Source organism: Streptomyces sp. NBC_01485 (genome assembly GCF_036227125.1).
GTDB lineage: Bacteria > Actinomycetota > Actinomycetes > Streptomycetales > Streptomycetaceae > Streptomyces.
The window spans coordinates 3,167,104-3,190,374 of sequence record NZ_CP109435.1; the positions used below are offsets into that span (position 1 = coordinate 3,167,104).

General features: G+C 70.0%; 22 protein-coding genes and 2 tRNA genes. 3 read left to right on the forward strand and 21 right to left on the reverse strand.

All coding sequences use genetic code 11. The features are described 5' to 3' along the window. Nucleotides 1–74 precede the first annotated feature (74 nt). Both OG352_RS14580 and OG352_RS14585 read left to right on the forward strand, forming a co-directional pair. Entirely contained in the window at nucleotides 75–1,391 is a 1,317-nt protein-coding gene (locus OG352_RS14580; protein ID WP_329217249.1) for a cytochrome b/b6 domain-containing protein, read from the forward strand. Then, nucleotides 1,388–2,998, forward strand: a complete 1,611-nt coding sequence (locus tag OG352_RS14585) for an NADH-ubiquinone oxidoreductase-F iron-sulfur binding region domain-containing protein (protein WP_329217251.1) — start codon at nucleotides 1,388–1,390, stop codon at nucleotides 2,996–2,998. The genes OG352_RS14580 and OG352_RS14585 overlap by 4 nt, the downstream gene beginning before the upstream one ends. 161 nt (nucleotides 2,999–3,159) lie before the next feature. Here OG352_RS14585 and OG352_RS14590 read toward each other — a convergent pair. The 10 genes from OG352_RS14590 to OG352_RS14640 form a co-directional block, all read right to left on the reverse strand. Beyond that, a tRNA-Ala gene (locus tag OG352_RS14590) sits at nucleotides 3,160–3,232 on the reverse strand. 127 nt (nucleotides 3,233–3,359) lie between these two features. Further along, nucleotides 3,360–3,593 (reverse strand): hypothetical protein, encoded by a 234-nt coding sequence (locus tag OG352_RS14595; RefSeq protein WP_003976229.1) that lies wholly within the window; start codon nucleotides 3,591–3,593, stop codon nucleotides 3,360–3,362. Nucleotides 3,594–3,596: 3 nt separating this feature from the next. Beyond that, nucleotides 3,597–3,770 carry a hypothetical protein gene (locus tag OG352_RS14600; protein ID WP_329217253.1) on the reverse strand — a complete coding sequence of 58 codons (174 nt, stop codon included), beginning with the start codon at nucleotides 3,768–3,770 and terminating at the stop codon, nucleotides 3,597–3,599. Between the two features lie 375 nt (nucleotides 3,771–4,145). After that, nucleotides 4,146–4,218 (reverse strand) — tRNA-Ala (locus tag OG352_RS14610). Nucleotides 4,219–4,311: 93 nt separating this feature from the next. After that, nucleotides 4,312–4,986 (reverse strand): histidine phosphatase family protein, encoded by a 675-nt coding sequence (locus tag OG352_RS14615; RefSeq protein WP_329217255.1) that lies wholly within the window; start codon nucleotides 4,984–4,986, stop codon nucleotides 4,312–4,314. Further along, nucleotides 4,983–5,429, reverse strand: a complete 447-nt coding sequence (gene rsfS, locus OG352_RS14620; protein WP_093778342.1) for a ribosome silencing factor — start codon at nucleotides 5,427–5,429, stop codon at nucleotides 4,983–4,985. Before rsfS ends, OG352_RS14615 begins: the two co-directional genes overlap by 4 nt. Before the next feature lie 95 nt (nucleotides 5,430–5,524). Then, the gene (locus OG352_RS14625) at nucleotides 5,525–7,339 is read right to left on the reverse strand and encodes an LCP family protein (protein WP_329217259.1); all 1,815 of its coding nucleotides are present in this window, start codon (nucleotides 7,337–7,339) and stop codon (nucleotides 5,525–5,527) included. Between the two features lie 16 nt (nucleotides 7,340–7,355). Beyond that, nucleotides 7,356–7,982, reverse strand: a complete 627-nt coding sequence (gene nadD, locus OG352_RS14630) for a nicotinate-nucleotide adenylyltransferase (protein WP_329217261.1) — start codon at nucleotides 7,980–7,982, stop codon at nucleotides 7,356–7,358. Between the two features lie 124 nt (nucleotides 7,983–8,106). Next, a complete protein-coding gene (locus OG352_RS14635; RefSeq protein WP_329217263.1) occupies nucleotides 8,107–8,271 on the reverse strand; it encodes a hypothetical protein in 165 nt (54 codons plus the stop codon). A gap of 109 nt (nucleotides 8,272–8,380) precedes the next feature. After that, entirely contained in the window at nucleotides 8,381–8,542 is a 162-nt protein-coding gene (locus tag OG352_RS14640; protein WP_329217265.1) for a hypothetical protein, read from the reverse strand. Between the two features lie 150 nt (nucleotides 8,543–8,692). Here OG352_RS14640 and OG352_RS14645 point away from each other — a divergent pair, with 150 nt between their 5' ends. Beyond that, nucleotides 8,693–9,823 (forward strand): M48 family metallopeptidase, encoded by a 1,131-nt coding sequence (locus tag OG352_RS14645; RefSeq protein ID WP_329217267.1) that lies wholly within the window; start codon nucleotides 8,693–8,695, stop codon nucleotides 9,821–9,823. A gap of 37 nt (nucleotides 9,824–9,860) precedes the next feature. Here the strand turns inward: OG352_RS14645 and OG352_RS14650 are convergent, their stop codons facing one another. The 11 genes from OG352_RS14650 to rplU all read right to left on the reverse strand — a co-directional run bounded on the left by OG352_RS14650 (nucleotide 9,861) and on the right by rplU (nucleotide 23,072). Next, nucleotides 9,861–10,931, reverse strand: coding sequence for an SCO2583 family membrane protein (locus tag OG352_RS14650; protein WP_329217269.1), 1,071 nt, complete (start codon nucleotides 10,929–10,931; stop codon nucleotides 9,861–9,863). A 134-nt stretch (nucleotides 10,932–11,065) separates the two neighbouring features. Continuing rightward, complete coding sequence (locus OG352_RS14655; RefSeq protein ID WP_329217271.1) at nucleotides 11,066–11,644, reverse strand: SCO2584 family spore wall biosynthesis protein; 579 nt, start codon at nucleotides 11,642–11,644, stop codon at nucleotides 11,066–11,068. A 52-nt stretch (nucleotides 11,645–11,696) separates the two neighbouring features. Then, the gene (locus OG352_RS14660; RefSeq protein ID WP_329217273.1) at nucleotides 11,697–12,983 is read right to left on the reverse strand and encodes a glutamate-5-semialdehyde dehydrogenase; all 1,287 of its coding nucleotides are present in this window, start codon (nucleotides 12,981–12,983) and stop codon (nucleotides 11,697–11,699) included. A 165-nt stretch (nucleotides 12,984–13,148) separates the two neighbouring features. Next, nucleotides 13,149–13,721 carry a hypothetical protein gene (locus OG352_RS14665; RefSeq protein ID WP_329217275.1) on the reverse strand — a complete coding sequence of 191 codons (573 nt, stop codon included), beginning with the start codon at nucleotides 13,719–13,721 and terminating at the stop codon, nucleotides 13,149–13,151. Between the two features lie 157 nt (nucleotides 13,722–13,878). Further along, a complete protein-coding gene (gene proB, locus OG352_RS14670) occupies nucleotides 13,879–14,985 on the reverse strand; it encodes a glutamate 5-kinase (RefSeq protein WP_329223827.1) in 1,107 nt (368 codons plus the stop codon). 198 nt (nucleotides 14,986–15,183) lie between these two features. Continuing rightward, on the reverse strand, nucleotides 15,184–16,413 hold the full coding sequence (locus OG352_RS14675; protein WP_329217277.1) for a glycosyltransferase family 2 protein: 1,230 nt from the start codon (nucleotides 16,411–16,413) through the stop codon (nucleotides 15,184–15,186). Between the two features lie 184 nt (nucleotides 16,414–16,597). Next, nucleotides 16,598–18,661 carry a hypothetical protein gene (locus tag OG352_RS14680; RefSeq protein WP_329223828.1) on the reverse strand — a complete coding sequence of 688 codons (2,064 nt, stop codon included), beginning with the start codon at nucleotides 18,659–18,661 and terminating at the stop codon, nucleotides 16,598–16,600. A 197-nt stretch (nucleotides 18,662–18,858) separates the two neighbouring features. Beyond that, nucleotides 18,859–20,358 carry a bifunctional cytidylyltransferase/SDR family oxidoreductase gene (locus tag OG352_RS14685; protein WP_329217279.1) on the reverse strand — a complete coding sequence of 500 codons (1,500 nt, stop codon included), beginning with the start codon at nucleotides 20,356–20,358 and terminating at the stop codon, nucleotides 18,859–18,861. 547 nt (nucleotides 20,359–20,905) lie between these two features. Further along, entirely contained in the window at nucleotides 20,906–22,342 is a 1,437-nt protein-coding gene (gene obgE / locus OG352_RS14690; RefSeq protein ID WP_329217281.1) for a GTPase ObgE, read from the reverse strand. Nucleotides 22,343–22,479: 137 nt separating this feature from the next. After that, the gene (gene rpmA / locus OG352_RS14695; RefSeq protein WP_093778313.1) at nucleotides 22,480–22,737 is read right to left on the reverse strand and encodes a 50S ribosomal protein L27; all 258 of its coding nucleotides are present in this window, start codon (nucleotides 22,735–22,737) and stop codon (nucleotides 22,480–22,482) included. 14 nt (nucleotides 22,738–22,751) lie between these two features. Continuing rightward, a complete protein-coding gene (rplU, locus tag OG352_RS14700; RefSeq protein ID WP_329223829.1) occupies nucleotides 22,752–23,072 on the reverse strand; it encodes a 50S ribosomal protein L21 in 321 nt (106 codons plus the stop codon). Nucleotides 23,073–23,271: the final 199 nt, after the last annotated feature.

A 23,271-nucleotide genomic window follows, 5' to 3' on the forward strand; every position in this document is an offset into this window, starting at 1 on the left:
CGTACCCATCGGTATGGAGCCACTTAGAGTTCGGCAGCGGGACCGCTTTCCCGAAACTGCTCGGAGTTGCCCCCATGAACCCTCGTCGTAGTAACAGCTCGCTCCCCAAGCCCGGCCGGTCGGCCTACGGGGCGGCGACAGCTGTCGTCCTGCTCCTCATACCCGTGGTCGTGCTGGTCGGAGGCGACCAGTTCCAAGCCTTCCTGAACTTCGGCGCGGGTGTGCTCTCCCTCGTGTCGCTCAGTTGCTCGGTGATCTGGGGCCTGGTCGCCCAGGACCGGATCTTCCTCAACACCCGCCAGCGGATCATCGGCCAAGCGGTGCACCGGACGACGGCGGTCGCCTCGATCGCGTTCCTGCTGCTGCACATCACCACGAAGATCGCGCTGGACCACACCCAGCTCATCGCCGCGATCATCCCGTTCTCGCTCGGCGTCACCGGAACCGCCGGCCTCATCGGCCTCGGCTCCCTGGCCGGCCTGCTGATGATCTTCGTCGGCATCACGGGCGCCCTGCGCAGCAACTTCGCCACGCCGGCCGAGAGCGCCGCCCGCTGGCGTGCCATGCACATGCTGGCCTACCCGGCCTGGTGCGCCGCACTCGTGCACGGGCTCTACGCGGGTCGCCAGGCCAAGCCGATCTTCACGATCCTGTACAGCCTGTGCCTGCTGGGCGTCATGGCCGCCCTCGCCCTGCGCGCCGCGCCGCGCCCGTTCAAACGCCAGGTCGCCGACCAGTTCGGCTCGTTCCTGGGCGGCGGCGAGGACCGCTCGACCATGGACGGCCTCGAGGCGTCACGCGCGCGCGTGACGGAGACCGGATCGTCGGCGCTGCCCGGCTACGAAGGCCGCTCGGGCCGCTCTCCGCTGACCGACACCATGGGCGCCACCCGGATGGCACCGCCGTCGGCGTCGCCGCTGTACGACACCCCCGCCACCCCGGAGCCCGCCAATGGCTTCGCGGCCGCCTACCGGGCCGTCAACACGCCGCCGCGCGGCCAGCAGCAGCCCTTCGCGGCCGACCAGACCGCGCGGATGAACATGCCGTACGACATGCAGGCCACGGAGGCGATCCAGCGGGTCGACAACGGCGGCAGCACCTCGGGCACTTGGCCGGTCCCGTCCCCGCCGCCGCTCGGCGAGGCGCCCCCGTCGGCCTATGACCCGCTCCAGGACACGGGATTCAACATCCCGGTCTATGGCAATTCGGGCAATCCCGGGTACGGCGGACGTGACGTGTACGACACAGGTGAGACGAACCCGGCTTACAACACGTACAACCAGAACGACACGTACAACAGCGGTCCCGCCAATGAACCATCGCCCGGCGCGTCCTTCGACGCACCGGGTTCGGGCGAACCTTGGAACACGCCTTCCGGAGGCTATAGGTGAACGAGGCCCTGCCCGACGTCCCAGAAGTCCGCGTGGTCGGCCTTCCGCAGCTCACGTCCGGCTTCGACCTTGTCGAGAGACTCGACCTGCCCATGCACCTGAAGGTGCACGGGCCGCTCGAACCCCTGGGCGGAGAGGCCCTCGCGAAGCTCTCCGAGAACATCAACCTGAAGGGCCGCGGCGGCGCGGGCTTCCCCTTCCACAAGAAGCTGCGCTCGGTCGCCGAGGCCGCGATCAAGCGCGGCGTACGGCCGGTCGTCGTCGTGAACGGCAGTGAGGACGAACCGGCCTGCCGCAAGGACACGGTGCTCATCAACCGTGCCCCGCACCTCATCCTGGACGGCGCGCTGCTGGTCGCGGAGGCGCTGGGTGCCCGCACGCTCGTGGTGGGGGTCACCCGCGAATCCACCCAGCGCTCCATGGAGGCCGCGCTCGCCGAACGCGGCCTGAGCAACGGCCGCCGTTCGGCGCTGAAGGCGTTCGTCCAGCGCAACCCGATCCGCATGGTCACCGGCGCCGCCGCATCGCTGATCCGCTCCATCGACGGCGGCCCGCCGATCCCGCCCGGCCGTAAGGTCAGCGCCTCGCAGAACGGCGTCGGCGGCGCGCCCACCCTGCTGTCCAACGCCGAGACGTTCGCCCAACTGGCCATCGCCGCCCGCATCGGCCCGGAGCGCTACGGCAACACCGGCCTCTACGACGAGCCGGGCACCGTCATGCTGACGGTCTCCGGCGCGGTCGCCCGCCCGATGGTGATCGAGGTTCCCACGGGCGTGCCGCTGCGTTACGTCCTTCAGCTCGCCGGCGCGCCGCCGGTGCCCCAGGGTGTGCTGACCGGCGGTTACCACGGCAAGTGGATCGACGCGGCGACGGTCAACGAGGCGATCGTCTCCCGCAACTCCCTGGACGCGGTGGGCGGGGCGCTCGGCGCCGGCGCCATCCTGCCGATCAGTCAGGAGACCTGCCCGCTGGGCGAGTCGCTGCGTGTGGCGCAGTGGCTGGCCGACGAGAGCGCCGGACAGTGCGGTCCCTGCTACCTCGGTCTGCCGGCCGCCGCGCGCGGCATGGAGGACATCCTCAACGGCGGCGGCCCGGCCGCCCTGGAGGCGCTCAAGCAGGTCGCGAAGAACGTGAAGCGGCGCGGTGCGTGCTCGCATCCGGACGGCTCCGCGATGTTCCTGGAGTCGACCGTCAAGGCGTTCACCGACGACCTGGCCGCCCATGTCCTCGGAAATGGCTGCGGACGGCCCGTGGAGGGCGTTCTGCCGCTCTTCGAGGCCGGTATGGCCCCGGCGGCCATCACGAGCGGCATCCCGCCGCAGGAGAGCGGCTCGAGCCGTCAGAAGATCTTCGTCGACTGGACGCTGTGCCGCGGGCACGGCCTGTGCGCCGACATCCTCCCGGAGGTCTTCCAGCTCGGCGCCGACGGCTTCCCGACGGTGGCGCAGGCGAAGGTGCCGCAGAACGCGGAGGCGAAGGCGCTGCGCGCGGTGCGCCGCTGCCCGGCGCTGGCCCTGCGCGTCGAGGAGGACACGCGCGCGCAGGCGCCCGCCCGCAACCTCCCGGTCCTCTCCCAGGGCCGCGGCCGCCGCGCCCTGGGCCGCTGACCGAGTACGGCGAAGAGACGACGAGACGAACAGGACAGACAAAGCCGGACGTGACGACGAAAGGGGCCGCCTGAGAACAGGCGGCCCCTAATCCCTTGCCCGGCTCCTCCGGAATACAAAAAGATCCCGCCGGATCGAATCCGATCCGGCGGGATCTGCTGTGGAGCTAAGGAGAATTGAACTCCTGACCTCCTGCATGCCATGCAGGCGCTCTACCAACTGAGCTATAGCCCCTCGTGGTGTTCCACCGGGCTTCCCCGGCGGCGACGCCAACATTACCAATCCCTGCCGTGGACCACCAAATCGTTTCCCCCATGCCCGATTTCACCCGATATGCAAGATCAAGCCATGCAGGGCAGGGTCAAGCGGTGACGAACGAATAGAACCGTTTGAGCGTGCAGTGCTCTTCGAGGAGCCGCCCGTAGATCGGCTCGCCCTCCAGCTCGCGGTACGTCTCGATCGGGTCGCCTTTTATGATCAGCGCCCGCGCGCATTCCTCGCACCAGTACTGGTAGTCGGGGTTGACCGGCTCCATGTCACGGACGATCGGGGTGCCGCTGCCGCACCAGTCGCACTTTCGCCTGTGTGCACCCATCGATCAGCTCCAGCTGTGGCCGCAGGCCGTGCACACGTAGGAAATCCCGCCGTTGTCGCCGAGCACTTGGGCCACATGGCCGGAACCGCAGGAGGGGCAGCTGAGCCGGGTGGCCTTGTCCCGTGTCAACGCCGCTTCGGAGAGGTGGCCGACCTCTCCGAGGATGCTCGCAGGCATCGCTACTCCCTCCCGTCGGGCCGCGCCCCCTTCCGGCCGTTTGATTCTGCCACGGCCGGGCCAATACGGTCAGCGACGCCTCAGTACCAGTCCGGACACGGCACCGAGGACGGCTGTCGTAGCGAGCGCGAACATGCATGTGAGAAGCGCTTCCGAAGAGGTATACGCCTCCGGTGCCCCAAGTGACTCAAGCCGTTCGAAGAACAGTGTGCCGAGGACGGCCACGCCGTACCCGCTGCCAGGAGGCGGGGCACCCCCCGCGCCGGGCGACCCGGTCCTCGCGACAGCCGAACACGACAGCGGAACGCGACAAAAAATCCCGCCCCCTGAGGGGCGGGATCTTCGTGAAACGGTCTCAACCGACCGGCCGTTCTGTGGAGCTAAGGAGAATTGAACTCCTGACCTCCTGCATGCCATGCAGGCGCTCTACCAACTGAGCTATAGCCCCTTGCGTTCTTCCCGCTCGGCGGGGCGAACAAGAAGAACTTTAGCCTGCGACCTGCCGGAAAGTGAAATCCGGGTCCCGGCTGCCCCACGGCGGTCAGTCGTCGTCGCCGAGCACCGGCTCGGGCAGGGTGCCGGCGTTGTGCTCGAGCAGCCGCCAGCCCCGGGCGCCCACGCCGAGCACGGACCAGCAGCAGTTGGAGAGACCGCCGAGGCTCTCCCAGTTGTGCGCCTCCAGGCCGAGGAGCCGGCCGATGGTAGTGCGGATGGTGCCGCCGTGGCTGACGACGACGAGCGTGCCGTCCTCGGGCAGCTTCTCGGCATGCCGCAGCACCACGGGGGCGGCGCGGTCGGCGACCTCGGTCTCCAGCTCGCCGCCGCCGCGGCGCACCGGCTCACCGCGCTTCCACGCGGTGTACTCCTCGCCGTGGCGGGCGATGATCTCGTCGTGCGTCAGCCCCTGCCACACGCCCGCGTACGTCTCGCGCAGGCCCTCGTCATGGGTCACCGTCAGGCCGGAAAGCTCGGCGAGCTCGGCGGCCGTGTTCGCGGCCCGCGACAGGTCCGAGGCGACGATGGCGTCGGGCTGGAGGGAGGCGAGCAGCCGAGCGGCACGGCGGGCCTGGGCCACGCCGGTCTCGGTCAGCTCGACGTCCGTCGTGCCCTGGAAGCGGCGCTCCACGTTCCAGGCGGTCTGGCCGTGCCGCCAGAGGATGACGCGGCGGCCACGGCCCGGCGTGCGGTCGGCGGCCGCCTGGGCGGGGTCACTCACCGCAGCTCCCCGAACTCGGCGGCGTCGTCCTCCTCGGCCTGCAGCTTGGCGTGCTCCTGGGCCTTGCCGCGGGTGGCCTTGGCGTCGGCGGGCAGCTCCAGCTCGGGGCAGTCCTTCCACAGCCGCTCCAGGGCGTAGAAGACGCGCTCCTCGCTGTGCTGGACGTGGACGACGATGTCGACGTAGTCGAGCAGGATCCAGCGGGCGTCCCGGTCGCCCTCACGGCGTACCGGCTTGACGCCGAGCTCCTTCTGGAGGCGCTCCTCGATCTCGTCGACGATCGACTTGACCTGGCGGTCGTTGGGCGCGGAGGCCAGCAGGAAGGCGTCCGTGATGGACAGCACGTCGCTGACGTCGTAGGCGATGATGTCGTGCGCGAGCTTGTCGGCGGCCGCCTGTGCGGCGGCGGTGATGAGCTCGATGGAGCGGTCAGTGGCGGTCACTACATGGCTTTCCGTCGGCGGACTTTTGTCCTCAAGGGTCTCACGGACCGCCGACGGCACCCCACGTCATGAAGGGATCGCCCGGATCACTGGGATCATCCGGACGAGGAAGGCTTGTAGTCCTCCCCCAGGACGACCGCCACGTCCGCGCTCCCGGAGACCGTGCCCTTCTTCACCGCGCCGCTGTCCAGGCCCAGGGTCTTGGCGACCTCGACGGCGTTCTCCTTGTCGGCGGCGTCCGCGTAGAGCACCTGGGAGGTGGCCTTCGTGCTCGCCGGGGTGCCGCCCTCCAGGAAGGTGAAGCCGCCGTTGAGGAGCACCACGCGCGCGTCCTCGGTGTTCGCCTTGGCGCCGCTGGCGTTCTGCACGGAGACGCTGACGGCCGCGTCCTTGTCGGGGCTCTTCGCGGTGCCGCCGAGGACGTCCTTGACGACGCTCGCGCTCGCTTCGGCGCTGAGTGTGCCGTCGGTCTGGACGGGCAGCAGGGCGGTCTTGTAGTCGCCGCCCTTGGCGAGGTCGGCGAGTTTGGCGAGGAAGGCGCCGAGGTCGGTGTCGGTCAGCGAGGGGTCGAGGATCTGCGCCAGGGTCTGGACGGTGACGGTGGCGCCCTGCGCGTCGGAGGACACCTTGCGCAGCACGCCCTGCATGACCTGGCCGAACCGCTCCAGTTGGGCGTTCTGGGCCTCGCCCGCGGCGCGGTACGTGGCGTAGGCGACGGCCATCTTGCCGCTGAGGGTCTGGCCCTCCCCCTTGGTGACGAGCGGGGCCTCGCCCTTCTTGGCGTCGGGCGCGGGCACGGCCGTATTCGTGTCGACCTCGATGTTGCCGACGAGGTCGACGAGGTTCTGCAGGTAGGGGGTGTCGAGGCGCCAGGTGCCCTGGATCCGGGTGCCGAGGACGGTGTCCAGGGCGTCGCGCGTGCCGGCCGAGCCGTCGTCGTCGACGGACTTGGCGAGGGTCGTCGTGGTGCCGTCCTGGTCCGTGAGGACGAGGGAGTTGGGCAGCAGGACCGTGGTGGCCTGCTTGGTGGTGGTGTTGTCGACGAGCAGCGCCGTGGCGGTGCCGCCTCCGGCCGTGTTGTGCAGGTGGACGACGACCACGTCACGCTTCTGGGCGGTGGTGGCGGTCGTGGTGCCGGTGCCGGAGTCCGAGGACGACGACAGGCCGGGCAGCTTCCCGGCGTACCAGAGGTAGCCCACTCCGCCGACCGCGAACACCGCCAGGGCCACGACGAGGGCGACCATACGGCCGCGGGCGCGGCGCTTGGCCTCCTCGCGGCGCTCGGTGCGGTTCTCGGTGAAGTTCAGCCAGTCGATGACGTCCTCGGAGTCGCCGTCGGGCACCTCCACGAACGCGAACTGCTCGGTGTGGTACTCCCGTTGCCCGTCAGCCGCCGTCGCGTCACCGGACTCGGACGCGGACTCGGACTCGGCTTCGGTCCCGGCCCCGGTCCTGCGCTCGGTCCCGTTCTCGACCGGACCGGCCTGTTGCGGGATGTAGGCGGTCTGCTCGGCCACGCGGGGCTGTTCGACCCGCGGCTGCTGTCCGCCGGCGGCGGTCTGCCCGTAGGGGTCGTACGGGGCCTGCGGGGCGGTCCCGTAAGGGTCGTACGCGGGGGTGGGCGGCTGCTGACCGGTGTCGTACGGGTCGTAGGCGGGCGGCGACGACTGCTGCTGCCCGCCCATGGCGTACGGGTCGTAGCCGTAGCCCTGCCGGCCCTGACCGTGCCCCTGGCCCAGGTCCTGGCTGTGCCCCTGGCCCTGGCCCTGGTACGGCTGCCCGTACGGGTCGTAGGCCTGCTGCGGGACCTGCTGGGGCGGGACCTGCTGGTAGACGGGCTGGCCGTACTCGTCGTAGCCGACGAGTTCGTACTGGTCGGCCCCGTACCCCGCGTCGTATCGGTCGTTCACCGGTACCCCTCTCGGCTCACTCGCCGCGGTACAGCTCGCGCTTGTCGATGTAGCGCACGACGCCGTCCGGCACCAGATACCAGACGGGGTCGCCCTTGGCGACTCTCGCACGGCAGTCTGTGGAGGAGATTGCGAGCGCGGGGACCTCGACGAGCGAGACGCCGCCCTCGGGCAGGCCTTGGTCGGACAGGACATGGCCCGGCCTGGTGACCCCGATGAAGTGCGAGAGGGAGAAGAGTTCCTCGCTGTCCCGCCAGGTCAGGATCTGGCCGAGGGCGTCGGCGCCGGTGATGAAGAAGAGGTCGGCGGTGGGGTTGAGGGACCGCAGGTCGCGCAGGGTGTCCACGGTGTAGGTAGGGCCGCCGCGGTCGATGTCGATACGGCTGACCGAGAACTGCGGGTTCTCGGCGGTCGCGATGACCGTCATCAGGTAGCGGTCCTCGGCCGGGGAGACACTGCGGTGGGTCTTCTGCCACGGCTGCCCGGTCGGCACGAACACGACCTCGTCCAACTGGAACTGCGCGGCGACCTCGCTGGCCGCCACGAGGTGTCCGTGGTGGATCGGATCGAACGTCCCGCCCATGACACCGAGGCGGCGCTTGCCGGGGTTCGACGGGCCGGTAGGCATGTCCTGCTCTCCCATGCGTGCAGACCCTACCGGCCCGGCCTGAGGGCCCCGGCCGACGGATGCCCGGAGCGCCCCGCTATGCCGGAACCCCCGTCGGTGAACGCGGTGAACACTCCGAACACAGTGGACACGTGGTGTCTCAGCGGTCGCGGTTGAAACGGGTGGTGATCCACAGCAGGAGCAGCAGGATGAGGAAAGCGCCGCCGCCGGTGATCAGCGGGTTGAGGCTCTCGTGGTTGCCACCGTGCTCCTCGCCCTCGGCGGCGAGGGTGACCAGCTGGGCAGCGGCGCTGTGAAGGCTCATCTTCGGCAGGACCTATCCGGTGTGGGCGGAATAAAGACGTCGGCCCATCGTAAGCGGGCGGCTCGGCGGCGATCACGCCGACTCCGCCATCGGGAACCTTCCCGACGGCTCAGTCGTCCTTCCGCTTGTAGCCCCGTAGCAGGAACCACGCGGTGAGCACACAGCCCAGGATCATCACGACCAGTACGACGCGGAGCAGATTCCCCGCCCCCTGCTGCTGGGCGGCGCCGGCGGCTTCGGTGAGCCAGGCGGCTGTGGGACGGTGCTCCATGGTGTGGGACTCCTTCGGTGTAGTGCCCGTCCACGGTAACGCCGCCTAGGCTGGGCCCTGCTTCGGGGGCGCAAAGGGCCGCACAAGGGTCCGTAAAGGGTCAGGACAAGGGTCAGGCAGAGGGCCACAGAGACGCACATGGGGGAAGACATGTCCGACGACGCCCACGAGAACGACGGCGCGGGCCATGAGCACGTGCCGAGCAGGCAGCGCAGGCGCTTCCCCGGAATCTCCTCGCGAGCCTACGAGCACCCGGCCGACCGTTCCGCCCTGGTGGCGCTGCGCAGGCTGAGCGGTTTCGACACGGTGTTCAAGGCGCTCAGCGGGCTGTTGCCCGAGCGCAGTCTCCGGCTGCTGTTCCTGTCCGATTCGGTGCGGGTCTCCGACCAGCAGTTCGCGCACCTCAACGACATGCTGCGGGACGCCTGTCACATCCTGGACCTGGAGAAGGTCCCGCCGATGTACGTCAACCAGGACCCGCAGCCCAACGCGATGTGCATCGGTCTGGACGAGCCGATCATCATGGTCACCACCGGGCTCGTCGAGCTGCTCGACGAGGAGGAGATGCGGGCGGTCATCGGCCACGAGGTGGGTCACGCCCTGTCCGGGCACGCCGTGTACCGCACGATCCTGCTGTTCCTGACCAACCTGGCGGTCCGGGTCGCCTGGATCCCGCTGGGCAACCTCGCGATCATGGCGATCGTGACGGCGCTGCGCGAGTGGTTCCGCAAGTCGGAGCTGTCCGCCGACCGCGCGGGGCTCCTCGTCGGCCAGGATCTGAAGGCGTCGATGCGGGGGCTGATGAAGATCGCCGGCGGCAACCATCTGCACGAGATGAACGTGGACGCGTTCCTGAAGCAGGCCGAGGAGTACGAGGCCGGCGGCGACCTGCGCGACTCCGTGCTGAAGATCCTCAACGTGCTGCCCCGCACCCACCCCTTCACCACCGTGCGTGCGGCCGAGCTGAAGAAGTGGGCCGAGTCCCGCGACCACCAGCGGATCATGGACGGCCACTACCCGCGGCGCGACGAGGACAAGGACACCTCGGTCACGGACTCCTTCCGCGAGTCCGCCGCCCACTACGCGACCAGCGTCAAGAGCTCCAAGGACCCGCTGATGAAGCTGGTCAGCGACATCGCGGGCGGGGCGGGCGACCTGGGCGGCCGGGTACGGCGCGGCTTCGGCGGCTTCGCGACTCCGACCTCTCCCCCGCCGAACGACCAGCCGCCCCGGAACGGCTCGGCCGACCCGACGGACCCCCCGCCGCACGACGAGCACTGACGACTCCCACCACCGGCCCCCAGCCCCTCACAACCCCTCACACCTTCGGCTGCGCGCTGGTCGACAAGGCGCCGCACAAGGGTGTCGTGCCGCCGGTCGCGTAGGGGTCCGTGCCGGCCGGGCCGCCCGTTTTGGCGGTCTCGCCGGCCAGCAGGGGGCGTAGGTGGTTGGTGGAGTTCTCGGCGCAGGACAGGGGGCCGGCCTGGACGTAGGCGACGATCAGGTGGAGCTGGTGGGTGCGCAGGTCGTCGCGGTCGAAGCGGAAGTGCAGCTCACGGCGGACGGTGAAGAGGGAGGCCGGGGCCGTGGCGGCGGCGCCGGTGGGCCGTAGCGCGTAGACGAAGGTGTGGTCGGCCGTGACCTCGAGGGTCGAGGCGTCGGTCTCGGCGGCCTGCAGGGTCCCCTGGACGCGGATGCTGCTGCCGGCGAGCTGGGCCTGGGTGGGGTCGAAGCGGACCAGCCAGCCGGTCGGCGCGTGCCTGCCGTCGGCGGCCGGGTGACTGAAGCTCTCGTCGAACTGGTCGAGCTGCTCGGCGTCGATCAGGGCGCGCACGGGCCGCACCTGCTGCCCGGTGAGCACCTCCGGGTAGAGGGAGGAGTGCACGATGTAGTCCTTGGCCGTGGTCAGGGCGGTGACGACCTGGCTGTCGGAGAAGTGCGCGGTGCGCCGTGAGGCGGGCAGCGGAATGCCCTCGGCGCCGATGCGGAACCGCGCGGCGGGGCTGTGCGCGAACAGCGACTCGGGGTCGGCCGCCCCGGGCACGGCGCCCTGCGGGGAGAGCGGGATGACGGTCATCCGCAGGGGCTCCACGGGCCCGCGCAGCACCGAGTCCTGGTACGGGCTGCGTACGCCCATGTAGACGGCGGTGCCGAAGGCGACGGCGATCAGCAGGACCAGGATCAGCACCTGCCGGGACAGCCCCCGGCGCAGGGGCGGGCGGCGGCGGACGGCGGGCGCGTGGTCGGCCAGGCGCTCCTGCGCGGAGTACTCCTGGATGCGGGCAGCGCGAACGAACGATTCGTCGAAGACGACGGATCGGTACTCGTCCTCTCCGCCTCCGGAAGTGCTCTCGGGTGTCCCCTCGGGTGGGTCTCCAGGCCCGGCCATACTTTGAGAGTAGGTCGCACGGAGCCCAGGTAAACGCCCTGCTGTACGACAAGTTCTGACAGGTTCTCACCGGCTTCGGCCGCGCGCCCGGAGCCTTCGCACAGCCGTGCGTCACACATCCGTCAAACGTGTGTTCAGGGCGTGTGCGGGAACGCCGAGACGGGTGGCTGGGAATAGCTGGCCGACGCCGACGGGGGCGGCACGCTCCCCTGCTCGAGACCGGTCGTGGCGGGCAGCGGCACCTGGTCGCGGCTGCCGGAGGAGGACGCGCCCCGGTAGACCGCGGCGAAGGCCAGCGCCACCATGCCGACGCCCATGATCACGGCGAGCATCCAGGCCACCGGGCGATGCCAGCGGACGTGCCTGCCGTAGGTCCCGGGAGCTCCGTAGCGGCCTTCGAGGAGGTCGGCGTCGTCCAGGTCGTCGAGTTCCGGATCATGGCCGAAATCGCCGGGTCCGTCGGGGCCGTAGGCGTCGTCGTAGCGGTCGCCCCGGGCGCGGGCCCGGCGGGCCTCCGCCTCGGAGGCCTCGGCTCTCGCCTCCGCGGCGGCCAGGAGGCGTTCGACGGCGGTCGGCTCGTGCACCACGGCCGCCTGTACGAAGGCCTCGTCGAAGACCACGGATGCGAACTCTTCGTCCGACACCCCGCGGTCGTGTTCGTCGTCGGGCTCCCAGCCGTCAGGGAACGGCATACCCCCCACGTCCTCCGGCACGAGTCCAGAGTAGACCTGGAGGGTCAATTTGGGCAGGCGGTACGGAAATTCGTCAGCGGCGCACGTGCCCGTCGCCCGTGACGATGTACTTGGTGCTGGTCAGCTCCGGCAGGCCCATCGGGCCCCGGGCGTGCAGCTTCTGGGTGGAGATGCCGATCTCCGCGCCGAAGCCGAACTGGCCGCCGTCGGTGAAGCGGGTGGAGGCGTTCACGGCCACCGTGGTGGAGTCGACCAGCTGGGTGAAGCGGCGGGCCGCCTGCTGCGAGGTGGTCACGATCGCCTCGGTGTGACCGGAGGTCCACAGCCGGATGTGCTCGACGGCCTTGTCGAGGGAGTCGACGACCGCCGCGGCGATGTCGTACGACAGGTACTCCGTCTCCCAGTCCTCGGGCGTGGCCTCGACCACGGTCGCCTTGGAGTCCTTGGCGTAGGCCAGCACCCGCTCGTCGGCGTGCACGGTCACGCCCGCCTCGGCGAGCGCGTCGAGGGCGCGGGGCAGGAACTCGGGGGCGATGTCCTGGTGGACCAGGAGGGTCTCGGCGGAGTTGCAGACGCTCGGCCGCTGCGCCTTGGAGTTGATCAGGATGTCGATCGCCATGTCGAGGTCGGCGTGAGCGTCGACGTAGACGTGGCAGTTGCCGACGCCGGTCTCGATGACCGGGACGGTGGACTCGGTGACGACGGTCTGGATGAGCGAGGCGCCGCCGCGCGGGATGAGGACGTCGACCAGACCGCGGGAGCGCATCAGCTCGCGCACGCTGTCGCGGCCCTCGCCGGGCACGAGCTGTACGGCGTCGGCGGGCAGCCCGGCGCCGCCGACGGCGTCGCGGATCACCCGCACGAGGGCGGTGTTCGACTCGTAGGCGGAGGACGAGCCGCGCAGCAGGACCGCGTTGCCGGACTTCAGGCAGAGGGCGGCGGCGTCCACGGTGACGTTCGGCCGGGCCTCGTAGATGATGCCGACGACGCCGAGCGGGACGCGGACCTGGCGCAGGTCGATGCCGTTGGGGAGGGTGGAGCCGCGGACGACCTCGCCGACCGGGTCGGGCAGCGCGACGACGTCCCGCACGTCGGAGGCGATGGCGCGGACCCGCTCCGGGGTGAGGGTCAGCCGGTCGACGATCGACTCGCTGGTCCCGGCCTCGCGCGCCTTGGCGATGTCCTTGGCGTTGGCCTCGACGATCTCACTCGTACGGACCTCCAGCGCGTCCGCGATGGCGAGCAGCGCGTCGTCCTTGGCGGCCCGGGGCAGCGGCGCGAGGTCGGCGGCGGCCGCCTTGGCCCGGTAGGCGGCGCGGGTGACCGGGGACATGGAGTCGTACGGCGAGAGCGTGGTCATACGGGAAGGGTAGTGCGCCGCGCGGGCCCCTTCACCCCTCGTTCCAGCCCCCGAGACCCCCTTTGCGCCTAAACCGGCGCCGCTCTCGCGGACGTGGTTGCTCGCCGTGGGGGTTCCTCAATCAATGGTCACGGTCCGTGGTCGCTATCAATTCCGTGACCGCTGTCAATAGGGATGTACACCCACCGGCGTCGCCGGGGCCGGGCCGTAGCCCTCCGCGATGCGCTGGTGGTAGGTCTGGCGGTCGATGACCTCCAGGCCGACGATCTCCCAGGGCGGCAGGCCGGCCGTCTGGCGGTGCTCGCCCCACAGGCGCAGGGCGACGGCCGCCGCGTCGTGCAGGTCGCGGGCCTCCTCCCAGTACCGGATCTCGGCGTGATCGCCCGCGTATCTGCTGGTCAGGAGGAAGGGGTGGTCGTGGGCGAGTTGTTCGAGCGCGCGCCGGACCTCCGCCACCGGGGCCTCCTCGCCGGAGACGCTGAGGGTGACATGCCACAGCCGGGGAAGGTCCGCGGGCCGTCCGCCCTTCGACTCGGCGTCCTCCTGGGCCTGGGCCTGGGCCCGGTACCGCTCGCCGGCCGCCACGCTGGTCAGGGCGCGCTCCTCGCCGGGCGCCCGCGCCGCCGACGAACCCGCCGCGCGGGACGCCGTCGCCGACGACGATGACGCCGATGACGTGGAACCGGTCCCGCCGGTACTCCCGCGGGCCGCTGCCACCCCAGGGCGCACTCGTCTCACGACGGCCTCCTTTACGCAGCGCTCGTGCGGGGATGTGTCCGGCGGTGACCCGCCGGACTCCCGCAGCCTGTCCCTGAGACAAAGTTGAGCAGGCCGCACGGCTCCGTGGGGCGGTTTCACGGAACGTCCCCCACCGGTACGGACCGTTCGAGCGGGTTTACGGGTTCAGGATCACCAGGTCGTCCCGGTGGACGACCTCGCGCTCGTACTCCGCGCCCAGTTCCCGCGCCAGATCCCGGGTCGACCGGCCGATCAGCTGGGGGATCTCCTTGGCGTCGAAGTTGACGAGGCCGCGGGCCACCGCACGCCCCCGGGTGTCGCGCAGTTCGACGGGGTCGCCCGCGCTGAACTCGCCCTCGACGGCGGCGATCCCGGCCGGCAGCAGCGAGGTGCGCCGCTCGACGACCGCGCGCACGGCCCCGTCGTCCAGCGTGAGCGACCCCTGCGGGGTGGACGCGTGCTGGAGCCACAGCAGCCGGTCCGCGGAACGTTTGCCGGTGGGGTGGAAGTAGGTGCCGGTGTCCCCGCCGGTGAAGGCGTCGGCCGCGTGGACGGCGCTGGTGAGGACCACGGGGATGCCCGCGGCGGCCGCGATCCGGGCGGCCTCGGCCTTGGTGGCCATGCCGCCGGTGCCGAGGCCCGCCTTGCCGGCGCTGCCGATCTCGACGTGCGCGAGATCCTCGGGGCCCCGCACCTCCGCGATCCGCGACGTGCCGGGCCTGCTGGGGTCGCCGTCGTAGACGCCGTCGACGTCGGACAGCAGGACCAGCAGGTCGGCGTGGACGAGGTGGGCGACGAGGGCGGCGAGCCGGTCGTTGTCGCCGAAGCGGATCTCGTCGGTGGCGACGGTGTCGTTCTCGTTCACGATCGGGAACGCGCCCATCGCGAGCAGCATGTCCAGGGTGCGGGAGGCGTTGCGGTGGTGGGCGCGCCGGCTCATGTCGTCGCTGGTCAGCAGCACCTGGCCGACGCGGACGCCGTAGCGCGCGAAGGAGGCGGTGTAGCGGGCGACGAGGAGGCCCTGGCCGACGCTCGCGGCGGCCTGCTGGCGGGCGAGATCCTTGGGGCGGCGGCGCAGTCCCAGCGGGGCGAGGCCGGCGGCGATGGCGCCCGAGGAGACGAGGACGACCTCCTTCTCTCCCCCGCTGCGGCTCCTGGCGAGGACGTCGACGAGCGCGTCGACCCGGTCGGCGTCGAGCCCGCCGGCGGCGGTGGTCAGCGACGAGGAGCCGACCTTGACGACGATCCTGCGGGCCTCGCCCACGGCCTGCCTGACCTCTGCGGCCTGCCTTGCCCCTGCCACCTTGTTCTGCGCCCCTTGCGTAGGTCCACGGCTGCCCGCCTGGCAATCTACGCGAACAGGGGCGGAGGCCGCGCGGGGGTTTCACTTCGCGGACGGTGCCGGCGTCGTGACCGTTCGCTCATGCTTTGCGTACGGCACGAAGGGCGGTCCCGGTCTGGCTCACACCGCCGCCGTACCGCCCGGTCTCATCGTCCGCCGGCGGAGTCTGCTGAGCTTTCGGCGGACCTTGCGGGTGAAGCCGCGCAGGAAGGTCTCGGTGGTGTCCTTGCGCCAGCCCGGGTAGGCCTTGGCCTCGCGGGGTTCGGCGAGGTAGACGCGGTCGGGGATGCCGGCCGTCTGGGAGCCGTAGTGCGGGTAGGCCAGGAAGAGCTGGGTGTTGCGCTTCTTCAGGACCGGCGTCGGCTCGGTCTTGGCCTGGATGAACTCCAGGACGTCCACGAGGAGGTCGGGGCGCTGCCGGGCGACCAGCTCCAGGCGCAGCCGCTCGTGGACGTTGAGGCGCTGGGCCACGCCCTCGTTCCAGTACGCGTCCATCAGGGGCTTGGCCAGCTCCAGCTTGGTGCGCCGGATCTCCTCGTCGTTCCTGAGGAAGACGGGCCCGAACTGCGGCAGCACGGTGACCAGGAACGGGCGGACCATGAGCACGTCACGCTTGGCGCCGGGCGGGAGCAGCCGCTCCAGCAGGCCCATCAGGGCGCGCGCGGAGTCGAAGCGCAGCGTGTAGCTGCCGCTCTTCGTCACGTGCTTGCCGTCGCTGCGGCCGACCAGGTAGTAGCAGGTGTAGTCGGCGACCACGGAGACGCCGTCGGCCCGCAGATAGGCCTCCATGGTGAACAGCGCGTCCTCGCCGGTCCACAGGGACTCGTCGAAGCGCATGCCGTGGCGCTCCAGGAACTCCCGGCGGAACAGCTTCTGCGCGCTGAGCGTGAACTTGATGTTGGAGGAGAAGACGTCCGTCCGCTCGAGCGTCTTGCCCCACATCGACTTCGGAGGGTTGCGGTTGATGCCCTCGACCCGGCCCAGGACGACGTCCGTGCCGTTGCGGTCGGCCATCGCGACCATGCGTTCCAGGGCCTCGGCGCCGAGCCGGTCGTCGGCGTCGAGGAAGAAGACGTAGCGCCCGGTGGCCTTGGCGAGGCCGACGTTGCGTGGGCCGCTGGGGCCGCCGGAGTTCTCCTGGCGGATCACCGTGACGGCCATGGGGACGCGGGCGGCGAACTCCTCCAGGTACTCCCCGGTGCCGTCCCGTGAGCCGTCGTCGACGGTTATGACCTCCAGGCGTGCCGGGTCCAGCGTCTGTGCCTCGACCGACGCCAGGCACTCCACCAGGTACGGCATGGCTTCGTACGCCCCGATGACCACCGTGACGTCAGGCTGCACAACGGTCACTGTTCCCTCTCACCACGCAACGGTCCCCTCTTGAATGCTCAGGAATCCTCTGGATATCCGATAGACGGCCGATGAACAGGAAGGGTTGCTTCGGTTCTGTCACGTGTTCCACATCACAGGATGCACGAAAAGCCGGGCCCCCGGAGAGTTCACTCCGGGGGCCCGGCCGGGGAGAACGCGGACGTCAGGCGGTCGTGACCCCGTTGGTCAGGGCCGGCTCGTCATCCGGCGGCCCGTCCAGCGGGCCGCCCGGCGCGGCGCCGTGGGACTCCTGGCCGGCATTGCGGGCCTCGGCCTTCAGCGCGAGGGCGGCGAGCGCGGCGTCGAACTGTTCGAGGGACGTCGGCTCGTCGGGCCCGAGCAGGTACTCCTTGAGTTCCCTGCGGTCCTTGGCCAGCGGATCGGCGGCCGGGTCGCGCACCGCGTCCAGCAGCCGGTCCAGCTCGGCGGCGCCGTTGCCGAGCAGCACGGCCGCGCGCACCGCGGTGTTCTGCCGCCGGAACTCCTCCGCGCCCAGCTCCGCGGAGTCCGTGACCGCGTAGGGCTTACCGCTCGCGATGAAGTCGGAGACGACGCTGGAGATGTCGGAGACCATCGCCTCGGAGGCGTTGAAGCAGTCGTACAGCCGCGGTCCGGCGCCGGTGATCACCCGGTGCTCGTAGGACGGGAAGGAGCGCCAGTAGGTCTCGTTCCACTCGGCGCGCAGCCGGGCGGCCTCCTCGTGCTTGCGGACGTCGACGATGCCGTCACGGCTGGTCACGGCCTCGTCGGCGCGCTCGTCGAAGGCCAGCGAGAGGCCGTCCAGGCGGGCCTTGAGGCGGGCCAGCTCCGTCTTGGCCCGGGCCTGGGCCGCCGGGTCCGCGGTGAAGCGGGCGTCGGCGGCGCGCTGGGCCGCGGCCTTCTTGATCAGGGCGGTGACCCGCCGGTGCGCGGCGGCCGCCTTGGCGCTGCGGTTGCCGGTGAAGGGGTGCGGCTTGTAGAGGACGCGGACCGGGGGCTCGGCCGCGACCAGCTTCCTGACGATGTTCTCGCCGGCCAGGATGAGCGAGGTGTTGCCCGGGTTGTCGTCCCAGCCCTCCCAGGTGGGCGCGTACAGGACGGTGGGGATGCGGTCCTGCGGCGGGGCGTCCCGCGCGGTCTTGATCGGCGCCAGTTGCGGGCGGCCGACCTCGACGACGTCCTCGTCGCGGATTCCGACGTCGGCGATGGCATACCGGTCGCGGCCCGCGCGGCCGGCGGTCCAGACCTCGTCGTAGGCCTTGCTGAACGGGTTGACGCTGGCGGCCTTGTCGCTGTCGCCGTGGCCGATGAAGACGTGCTTCATGGTCGGCACGCGCAGCAGGTGGATGTTCTTGCCGACGTTGGCGCAGTACAACGCGACCCGCACCATGGACAGGTCCAGGTTCATCAGGTGCACCCCCCCGGGCACGCAGATGACCGGGACCGAGGTGGGCGCCATGTTCTCCAGGACGTCCCGCTCCCGCAGCAGGATCAGGGGCCGGGCCTCCATCTGCTCCATGGTCTCCAGCCACATGTTGACCTGGTAGGCGGAGTCGTCGCCGCCGGAGAAGTACAGCACCGTCTCCGGCCGGTACTCGCGCAGCCAGGCGCTGACCGTGCCCAGGACCTTGGGGGCCCTCGGCGGGAGCCGCTTCGCCCGCAGGTGCGGCACCAGTACGACGACGTACAGCGTGCCCAGCGCGAGCGTGACCGCGATGCCGGCGTAGCCCGGGCGGACCGCATCGGTGAACGCGCAGACGAGCAGGCCCACGACGGCCGCGAGGTCGAGGTGGAGCATCTTCACGGTGGCGCGGTTGAGCAGGAGGCGCGGCGGGGCGTCCGGGATGGTCAGCCGGGAGGCCACGTCGACGTTCCTGGTCACGACCGGCATCTGACGGCGTTTGCCGATCAGGGTGACCAGCGCGCCGTGCGGGGCCTGGAGACCGAAGAACACCGTGAAGCACGCGATCGCCGCGTAGAAGACCGGCTCCTGGGAGAGGTCGAGTCTCGCCAGCAGCAGGATCAGCAGCAGTTCGCGGACCAGGAACCGGGTGGACAGACCGGCCCGCACCTTGCCCAGGAGGCCGATGAGGCGACTGCGCTTGCGGTGGAGGTAGAGGTCCGCCAGGTACGTCACGGCGGCCGCGGCGGCGAAGGCGGGGGCGCTCGGGACGAGCGCGGCCGCCATGAGGCCGGGGTAGCCCAGCATCATGAGGACCGCCGCGGCCAGCTCGGCCACGGAGCCCACCCGGGCTACGCGAATAGCGGTGGATATCACGGAGAAACCTGCTCTGGGAGGGGGCCGGTCATAAGTGCTAAAAGTCCGGAAAATCCTTTGTGAAGATTTCGGGAGTTTTGCTGGAGTTTTACGCTTCAGGCCTCTGTGAATTCTCCGTAAACAGGGAGTCACAGAGGCCTGAAAATTCAGTGGCTATTTACGCTCGATTATGCCACGCCATCCTGTACGTCGAGGACGCCGGCCAAGGCCTGCTCGAAGCCGGAGGCCTTGCCCGCGGCCGCCGTCGGGTCCTGCTGGCGGACGTCGATGACATGCCCGGTGAGTTCGGAAAGCAGCACGTCGAGCGAGGTGCGGGCGACCGCCTCGGAGGAGAGCAGGCTGCCCGCGGGCTCCTGCCCGAAGGCCTTGGTGCGCATCGGAGTGGCCGTCCGCTCCGGGTTGACGCAGTTCACCCGGATGCCGTCACCGGCCCACTCGTCGGACAGGGCCTGGGTGAGGTTCACCATGGCGGCCTTGGTCGAGGAGTAGAGGCTGTACTCGGCGCGGCCGCGGGTGTAGCTGCTGGAGGTGTACAGCAGCAACTGGCCCTTCGTCTCCGCCAGGTACTTGTAAGCCGAACGTGCGATCTGCACCGGCGCGAGGTAGTTGACCTTCAGCGCTTCCTCGATGGTCGCGTTGTCGGTCTCGGCCAGCTTGCCGATGCGCAGCACGCCCGCGGTGTTGACGACGTAGTCGATGCGCCCGGTCTCGCTGTACGCCTTGGACAGGGCGTCGTCGACCTCCTCCGGGTTCTCCACGTGCGTGCCGGTGGTGGAACGGCCCAGGGCGTAGACACTGGCGCCGTAGGACCCGGCGAGTTCGGCGATGTCCTTGCCGATGCCGTACGAACCGCCGAAGACGACCACGGTCTTGCCGGTGAGCAGGTCGCGGTAGACCTCCTCGCCGTACGGCTCGGGCGTGGCGGTGGAGGCCAGCTGGAAGAGCTTGTCGGCGATGAAGACGTCGACGGGCTGGGTGACCTTCATGTTGTACTCGTCGCCCGCCACGACGTGGATCGGCACGTCCGGCAGGTAGCGCAGGACGACCGTGCAGTCGTCGGTGGCCTGGAAGTTGGGGTCGCCCGCCGCCACCTCGTAGGCCCGGCGGATGGTGGACAGCTTGAACGCCTGCGGGGTCTGGCCGCGGCGCAGCCGGGAGCGGTCCGGGATCTCCGTGATGAACTCGCCGTCCTCGCCGTGCGTACGCGTGACGATGATGGTGTCCGCGGACGGGATGGCGACGTCCACGGCCTGGTAACGCTCCAGCGCCACCACGCAGTCGTCGATGACGCGCTGCGACAGCAGGGGGCGTACGGCGTCGTGGAAGAGGACGTTGAGGTCCTCGCCGTCGGCCAGTCCCTCGCCCAGGGCGGCGATGGCGCGCTCGGTGGTCTCGTTCCGCGTGGAACCGCCCTCGATGATCGCCCGGACCTTCTTGAACCCGGCCTTGGACACGATCTTCTCGACGTCGGGCACATAGCCCGGCGCCATCAGCACGATGATGTCGTCGACCGAGTCGGCCTTCTCGAAGGTCGTCAGGGTGTGCTCGATGACTGCCTTGCCGGCGACCTTCAGCAGTTGCTTGGGAATCGACAGACCCACCCGCTGGCCGGTGCCACCGGCCAGGATCACTGCGGTGGTACGGGGCTTGGCTATGTGCTGGGACACGGAGGACCTACCTTGTGGCGACAGGGACGAAGAAAGGGTCCCACTTGCGGTTACCGCGATGCAAGGCGAGCGCCGTTCGCTGCAAATGTGCTCGCAACCTGGCATTCACCTTGCGTCGCCGGCGATTGCTAAGACATCGACGCGGCTTCCCCGGATGCTGCCTGGAAATCCTGTGAGTAACTGCACAGGGAGTCGCGCATTGCCGAGAGTGACGAGCTGACTCTAACGTCTGCCGACCGCTGCCAGCGCCGCCACGGGCGTTCGAGCCGCCCGTGTCCGGGCCCGTATCCGGGTACGGGCAGCCGCCCCGACCGCCCGGTCCGGTGTGGAGATCTTCACGTCCTTTGAGGCGGGACTACAGCGGGACCGCACCGTTCTTCATATCGGGCAGCCCATTACCGCGGAATTCGTTGTCGGGGTTCACGGCATTCGGCGCACAGCGAGGAACAAAGAGGGACCCGTTGCGGAGCTGGCCGCAACGGGTCCGGAACTGCGGGACTGGGACTGGGACTGGGACTGTCCGACAGAACTTGCAGGAGTTGTGGGACTAGAAGGGCTCGAAGCCCTCGAACTCCTCGGTCGCCTCGTCCCGTTCGGCCTGCTTGTCGCGGCGGCGGGTGGTCGCGGGGCGCGGGGCCTCGAAGCGGTGGTCCTCGCCGCGGCGGCCGAGCATCTCGGCGCCGGCCGTCACCGACGGCTCCCAGTCGAAGACGACCGCGTTGTCCTCGGGACCGATGGCCACGCCGTCGCCGCCCCGGGCGCCCGCCTTCATCAACGCGGCCTCCACACCGAGGCGGTTGAGCCGGTCGGCGAGGTAGCCGACGGCCTCGTCGTTGTTGAAGTCGGTCTGCCGCACCCAGCGTTCGGGCTTCTCGCCCCGGACGCGGAACAGGCCGTCCTCCTCCATCGTGACGGTGAAGCCGGTGTCGTCGACCGCCTTCGGGCGGATGACGATCCGGGTCGCCTCCTCCTTCGGCTTGGCCGCGCGCGCCGCGCCCACCATCTCGGCGACGGCGAAGGAGAGCTCCTTCAGACCCATGTGGGCGACGGCGGACACCTCGAAGACGCGGTATCCGCGAGCCTCCAGCTCCGGCCGCACCATCTCCGCGAGGTCCTTGCCGTCCGGGACGTCGATCTTGTTCAGCACCACGAGGCGCGGCCGGTTGCCGAGACCGCCGTACTGCTTGAGCTCCTCCTCGATCATGTCGAGATCGGAGAGCGGGTCGCGCTCGGATTCGAGGGTGGCCGTGTCGAGGACGTGCACGAGGACGCTGCACCGCTCGACGTGGCGCAGGAACTCGAGGCCGAGCCCCTTGCCCTGGCTGGCGCCCGGGATCAGGCCCGGCACGTCGGCGATCGTGTAGACCGTGGAGCCGGCCGTCACCACGCCCAGGTTCGGGACGAGGGTGGTGAACGGGTAGTCCGCGATCTTCGGCTTGGCGGCGGACAGGACGGAGATCAGCGACGACTTGCCCGCGCTCGGGTAGCCGACGAGGGCCACGTCCGCGACCGTCTTCAGCTCCATGACGATGTCGTGGAAGCCACCGGGCTCGCCGAGCAGCGCGAAGCCGGGCGCCTTGCGGCGGGCCGAGGACAGCGCCGCGTTGCCGAGCCCGCCGCGACCGCCCTGGGCAGCGACGTACGAGGTGCCGTGGCCGACCAGGTCCGCCAGCACGTTGCCGGCCTTGTCCTGGATCACCGTGCCGTCCGGGACCGGCAGGATCAGGTCCTGGCCGTCCTTGCCGGAGCGGTTGCCGCCCTCGCCGGGCTTGCCGTTGGTGGCGCTGCGGTGGGGCTTGTGGTGGTAGTCGAGGAGCGTGGTGATCGACTGGTCGACGACCAGGATCACATCGCCGCCGCGCCCGCCGTTGCCCCCGTCGGGGCCGCCGAGCGGCTTGAACTTCTCACGGTGGACGGAGGCACAGCCGTGGCCTCCGTTACCCGCGGCGACATGCAGTTCGACGCGGTCCACGAAGGTGGTCATGGGATGTGCCTCCAGTTACGTACAGGAAAGTCTTTTAGGTACAGCCAGGTGCTGCGCTAGTAGAAACACGCGAAAGGCGGACCCGCTTCCCGTAGGGGAAGTGAGGTCCGCCTCGCGAAAGCTTCCGGTCAGGTGCCTCAGGCGGCGACCGGAACGATGTTCACGACCTTGCGGCCACGGTGGGTACCGAACTCCACCGCACCGGCGTTCAGCGCGAACAGCGTGTCGTCGCCGCCACGGCCGACGCCCGCGCCGGGGTGGAAGTGCGTGCCGCGCTGGCGGACCAGGATCTCACCCGCGTTGACGACCTGACCGCCGAAGCGCTTCACGCCGAGCCGCTGGGCATTGGAGTCGCGACCGTTCCGGGTGGACGATGCGCCCTTCTTGTGTGCCATCTCTCCTCAGTCCCTTACTTCGCAGCCGCGGGGATCTCAGTGACCTTGATCGCCGTGTACTGCTGGCGGTGGCCCTGACGACGGCGGTAGCCGGTCTTGTTCTTGTAGCGAAGGATGTCGATCTTGACACCCTTGTGGTGGTCCACGATCTCGGCCTGGACCTTGATGCCGGCCAGGACCCACGGGTCGCTGGTCACAGCGTCGCCGTCGACAACGAGCAGGGTCGAGAGCTCGACCGTGTCGCCAACCTTGGCAGTGGGAATCTTGTCAACCTCAACGGTGTCGCCGACAGCAACCTTGTGCTGGCGACCACCGCTGCGCACGATGGCGTACAAAACGGATCTCACTCTCTCGCTCGGGACGGCATCCCCGCAGTCCAGCCACCCGGCAACAGACACGGACGGCCTCTCCCGGCCACCGAGGTACCGGCATCCGGGAGGAAGAGGTTTACGGGAATGTGGCGTGTCAACCGACACGCCGAGGGTCAAGGCTACGGGGCGGCAGTTCGGGGGTCAAACCGGGCCGGGCCCGCCG

What these genes read in the sequence shown, in the direction of transcription:
- OG352_RS14580 (WP_329217249.1), top strand. Translation starts at nt 75, where the DNA reads ATGAACCCTCGTCGTAGTAACAGCTCGCTCCCCAAGCCCGGCCGGTCG.
- OG352_RS14595 (WP_003976229.1), bottom strand. Translation starts at nt 3,593, where the DNA reads ATGGGTGCACACAGGCGAAAGTGCGACTGGTGCGGCAGCGGCACCCCG.
- OG352_RS14600 (WP_329217253.1), bottom strand. Translation starts at nt 3,770, where the DNA reads ATGCCTGCGAGCATCCTCGGAGAGGTCGGCCACCTCTCCGAAGCGGCG.
- nadD (WP_329217261.1), bottom strand. Translation starts at nt 7,982, where the DNA reads ATGGGAGAGCAGGACATGCCTACCGGCCCGTCGAACCCCGGCAAGCGC.
- OG352_RS14635 (WP_329217263.1), bottom strand. Translation starts at nt 8,271, where the DNA reads ATGAGCCTTCACAGCGCCGCTGCCCAGCTGGTCACCCTCGCCGCCGAG.
- OG352_RS14640 (WP_329217265.1), bottom strand. Translation starts at nt 8,542, where the DNA reads ATGGAGCACCGTCCCACAGCCGCCTGGCTCACCGAAGCCGCCGGCGCC.
- OG352_RS14645 (WP_329217267.1), top strand. Translation starts at nt 8,693, where the DNA reads ATGTCCGACGACGCCCACGAGAACGACGGCGCGGGCCATGAGCACGTG.
- OG352_RS14650 (WP_329217269.1), bottom strand. Translation starts at nt 10,931, where the DNA reads ATGGCCGGGCCTGGAGACCCACCCGAGGGGACACCCGAGAGCACTTCC.
- OG352_RS14660 (WP_329217273.1), bottom strand. Translation starts at nt 12,983, where the DNA reads ATGACCACGCTCTCGCCGTACGACTCCATGTCCCCGGTCACCCGCGCC.
- obgE (WP_329217281.1), bottom strand. Translation starts at nt 22,342, where the DNA reads ATGACCACCTTCGTGGACCGCGTCGAACTGCATGTCGCCGCGGGTAAC.
- rpmA (WP_093778313.1), bottom strand. Translation starts at nt 22,737, where the DNA reads ATGGCACACAAGAAGGGCGCATCGTCCACCCGGAACGGTCGCGACTCC.